Annotated in this window: 5 protein-coding genes and 1 pseudogene; 5 read left to right on the top strand and 1 reads right to left on the bottom strand. The window is 51.2% G+C overall.

What is annotated here, in order from left to right:
- Position 1 precedes the first annotated feature (1 nt).
- The 5 genes and pseudogenes from SYN8016DRAFT_RS15890 to SYN8016DRAFT_RS14175 all read left to right on the top strand — a co-directional run bounded on the left by SYN8016DRAFT_RS15890 (position 2) and on the right by SYN8016DRAFT_RS14175 (position 3,424).
- Positions 2–415, top strand: a complete 414-nt coding sequence (locus SYN8016DRAFT_RS15890; protein ID WP_253909890.1) for a DNA-3-methyladenine glycosylase — start codon at positions 2–4, stop codon at positions 413–415.
- Entirely contained in the window at positions 354–1,427 is a 1,074-nt protein-coding gene (locus tag SYN8016DRAFT_RS14185; protein ID WP_253909889.1) for a site-specific integrase, read from the top strand. The genes SYN8016DRAFT_RS15890 and SYN8016DRAFT_RS14185 overlap by 62 nt, the downstream gene beginning before the upstream one ends.
- A 376-nt stretch (positions 1,428–1,803) precedes the next feature.
- Positions 1,804–2,304 (top strand): hypothetical protein, encoded by a 501-nt coding sequence (locus SYN8016DRAFT_RS14180; RefSeq protein ID WP_253909888.1) that lies wholly within the window; start codon positions 1,804–1,806, stop codon positions 2,302–2,304.
- A gap of 151 nt (positions 2,305–2,455) precedes the next feature.
- The gene (locus SYN8016DRAFT_RS15600) at positions 2,456–2,611 is read left to right on the top strand and encodes a hypothetical protein (RefSeq protein WP_006855112.1); all 156 of its coding nucleotides are present in this window, start codon (positions 2,456–2,458) and stop codon (positions 2,609–2,611) included.
- Positions 2,612–2,638: 27 nt separating this feature from the next.
- Positions 2,639–3,424, top strand: a pseudogene (locus SYN8016DRAFT_RS14175) (transposase).
- Between the two features lie 246 nt (positions 3,425–3,670).
- Here SYN8016DRAFT_RS14175 and SYN8016DRAFT_RS14780 read toward each other — a convergent pair.
- The coding region (locus SYN8016DRAFT_RS14780) for a Nif11-like leader peptide family RiPP precursor (protein ID WP_006855110.1) at positions 3,671–3,913 on the bottom strand (243 nt) is incomplete at its 5' end.

The raw sequence follows: 3,913 nt of genomic DNA, 5'->3' as shown, positions 1-3,913 counted from the left end.
GATTGTGGAGACGGAGGCGTATTCCCAGGATGAGCCTGCCTGCCACGGCTATCTCCGCCGCTCACCGCAAAACGAAACCCTGTTTGGCGAGCCAGGGCGGTTTTATGTGTATGTGAGCTATGGCATCCACCACTGCGTGAAGCGAGCCCAGCTCCCAGAGACCACAAGCTGGGCTTCAGATTTCAGCGGTCGCCCTTGGTCTCCCAGCCAATCGCCAAGCCACTGCCCCCAAAACCCCCAGATTTTTTCTCCCAGACACTCCCCCCAGCTACGAAGGGCTACAGGCGGACGCGGCTGGCTTGGCTGGGTCAGTGGTGCAGCCGTAGCCCTGGTCTCAGCAGCGGCGGCACAGCTTGAGGAAACCACCTTCCCTGAGAAACAACAACGGCACGCTCCAGGTCCGTGTGCGCATTGATGGCAGGGATGCGTTTATCAACCGCCTGGGTCGCTGGGATGACCCTGTGGCAGTGGCTAAAGCCCACGCCATCGCCGCCCAAATCTGGAGCGACTACCAGCAGGGCAGCTTTGACCGCAGCCTGATGGCATATCAGCCGCTAGTGAATGGCAAGCAGGTGGGATTGCTGGAGGCGTTGAGGATGAGGGCAGAGAGCAAACGCCAGGCAGCCGCAATCCACGCCCACAAGCTGCTGGAGCACTACGGAAAGCCCATCCGCAACAGAAGCGATGCAGAGGAGTTTTTGCGTTGGTTGAGAGAGGAGCGTGGCTTGAGCGACTGCACCATCGCTGGGCTGATGACCCACTACCGCCAATGCAGCGGTGGCAACCGCCATTTGTTTTCTCACAAACTCAAGTGGCAGCGGCGGTCAGTGCAGAGCGATGTGCTGAGCGTGGATGAAATCCAGGCAGTGCTGAGCGACCTGGAGAGCAACGAGCCCTGGTATTACCCGCTGTTTCTGCTGTGGCTCAGCACAGGGCTGCGTAATGCCGAAATCAGGGGATTGACCTGGGATTGCATCCGATGGGAGGAGGGAGAGGTGCTGGTCTGCAAGAGCTTGAGGCGTGATGGCTATTCCTCAGGTCATCACAGCTGGGCAACCACGAAGACAGGAAGAGAGAGGGTTGTGCCACTGACCGCACAAGTGCTGGAGGTGTTGAGACAGCACAAGGCTGAGATGGAGCTGCTGGAGATTTACGACCCTTATGGGCTGGTGTTTGTCGCCCCCACCAGTCACACGAATATCTACGACCATCTTGTGGGTCGTGTTTGGAAGCGGTCATTGCAACGCTGTGGATTGAAGCCCCGCCGTCTTTACGCCCAACGCCATAGTTTCCTGTCTCACGCATTGGCGATGGCAAACTCCCCAGCGGACTTGGCAGCGGCAGCAGGGCACTCCACCAAGATGCTGCTTGATACCTATGCCAAGCCAACAGGCAGATTGAAGATGCCGACTTGGCAGACAGCGTGAAATGAATAATCAAAAAAGATGTTATGAGCCAAGCTATAAAAGTGGGTGCGTCAGGGCTTGATATACGGCGGAAATAGCAATAAAAACAAGCCTGCGTGATGTGTCGCTCTTGTTGGCTTTGCCTGCAGATATTGGCGTATCAGTCAATCCACATCTGCCGACCCTGTAAAAGGTGCAACTCGCATAAATAACTAACGCTTGCAGTGCTTACTCGGTGGATTGAGAAGCAACAACCGCATAGCGGCAAGCTGCGAGCAACTAACAGAAGAGATGTGCTGGATGCCAAGGAGTTGGTGTCAGTGTCTCAGCGTGAGAAGAAACAGGAGAAACTCAAGTGAAATCAATACAACAAGAAGAGCGCAGGCAAGCCCAAAGGTTGAAACGGAATATCAAACGCCTCATCAAAGGCGAGCTCCAAAGCATCAACCCTTGGTGGCTCATCAGCTTTCACTACCGAGACCACCACAGCAAAGAAGATGAGTTACTCAAAGATGTCGCTGACCTCAAGCGAAAACTGCATCGCATCATCTACAAGAGCCGTGATAAGAGCATCAAGGGTGCTGGTGAATACCCCTACCCCAAGATGCTGTTTTTCCACGAAACCAGCCACCAAGGCACAGGTCAGTTTCACACGCACCTGATTGTTGAGAAGTTACCAGAGAGCCTAAATACCCAAGTTGAGATGGAAGCCCTGTTTCGCAAGCGACTTCCCAATAAGGTCAAGGCATTGTCTAAATGGAAATCCATAGATATTCAACGCATCAGCCAACAGGATGATGACTACAAACGCATCAGCAGTTATTTGGGAAAACAGACGAGTTTGGAGCTGATTGCCCTTGACCCATTCAATAGCGACCTATCACCCCAAAAGAAATGAGAAGAAATCAACTCACAATCACTTACCCAGAAGATGATGCCCAACAACTCCACCAGGCACTGCTCCTGCTGAAAAGAAGCCAGCATCTCAATATCTCAGCATTCTGTCGTGCAGCGATTGCGGAGAAGTTGGAGCGACTGGAGAAAAACAAATGAAAACCATTGCTATTCGCCTGCCTGATGTGGAAGCAGCGATGTTGATTGAGGTGCAGAAGGTCAATCGGGCTTATAGAGACCTGCAGGGTCTTCTTATCAGTCAAATCCAACAGGAATACGCCAAGACCCCTAAGGGCAGAGCATCAAGGTAATAGGTCAATGCAAGTTGCTCTTCTCCAGTGTCACGCTTACCACGCTATCTGCCACAGGGTTATTCCTTTCACATCACGCTGCGGTGCAACAGCCGTCAGTTTTTGATTGCCAAAGGATTGAGGCGAGATGTGCTGTTAGCTGTGCTCTCTAAAGCCAAGCAAAAGGTGCCTCATCGCTTGTATGCGGTGTGCCTGATGGCTAATCACCTGCACTTGCTGGTGAGACCTGATGATGCACGCCAACTGCCAAAGCTGATGCATTGGTTTGGTTGGTATTCAGCGATGGCACTTAATCGCCTGAGTGGTCGTTGCGGGCACTTTTGGGAAGCAAGGTATTACGCCACTGCAATTGCTCCAACAGACCACAGGCGAGTGCTGAATACATTGCGTTATATCCACGCCAATCCAAAGGCAGCAGGAATAAGAAAAGGGTTTTATGACCCCTATTCCAATTACGGGCATTACGGACGGTTGGCATGTGATGGCATCAGCGAATGGCACCCAAGCTTTCTGCAACTGGCATCAAGCCTGAAGGGATGTTCCAGGCGATATGCATGGTTCTGCCAGAACTACCGGCACAAAAGCAAAGGCGGCTCTAGGTGCCATTGGGGCTCAAGGATGCTGAAGCGATTGGTTGAGACAAGAGGTCATCAAAGAAGCAAGAAAAAGCGTGTATCGCCTGGGCAGCAGCAACTACCGCTTGCGTTTGATATGCGGCTCAACCAAATCCCTGACGAGTGGCACTAGATAGCAGCGAGATTTAGACGAGCCAATGGCATTCGTGATGGTGATCAAATCTTCAAGCTGTGGTGATTAATCTAGGGAATATAAATACTTTTAGAGTAAATTAAGTCAAGGGTAGATTCGTTGTGAATATGTATAACTATTTCTGATTAGTTCCTTCCAAATAAGTCATCAAGGCAACTTTCTACTTTGTAATGGTGCCAGGTATCAAAGGCTGATTTAAGGGTTTATGGTGTTGATTGAAGAAATAAAAAACCCCTACGGCGGCAGGGGGTTTGAGTGTGACTTAGAACCAGTGCTAATAACACAGTGTTGCTAACAAACACCCAGTACCTCAGAAAGTTCGGATTGAGCCTTAGTTAGCATCACAGTACCTCCAACAACGCCTTCCAGCTCTCGTTCTGAAAGTTCGGATTGAGCCTTAGTTAGCATCACAGTACCTCCAACAACGCCTTCCAGCTCTCGTTCTGAAAGTTCGGATTGAGCCTTAGTTAGATCATCAGCAGAAATAATGAAACCTGCTTCTTTTGCAATCGCAGTAACAGCATTGGCATCAGC

The organism is Synechococcus sp. WH 8016 (assembly GCF_000230675.1).
In the GTDB taxonomy this organism is placed as follows: domain Bacteria; phylum Cyanobacteriota; class Cyanobacteriia; order PCC-6307; family Cyanobiaceae; genus Synechococcus_C.
Note: the sequence above shows the minus strand (reverse complement) of the source record. Positions and strands in the feature narration are given on the sequence as shown.

Excerpts from the sequence above, each read along its gene's own strand:
- SYN8016DRAFT_RS15600 (WP_006855112.1), top strand. The coding sequence starts at position 2,456 with ATGAAAACCATTGCTATTCGCCTGCCTGATGTGGAAGCAGCGATGTTG.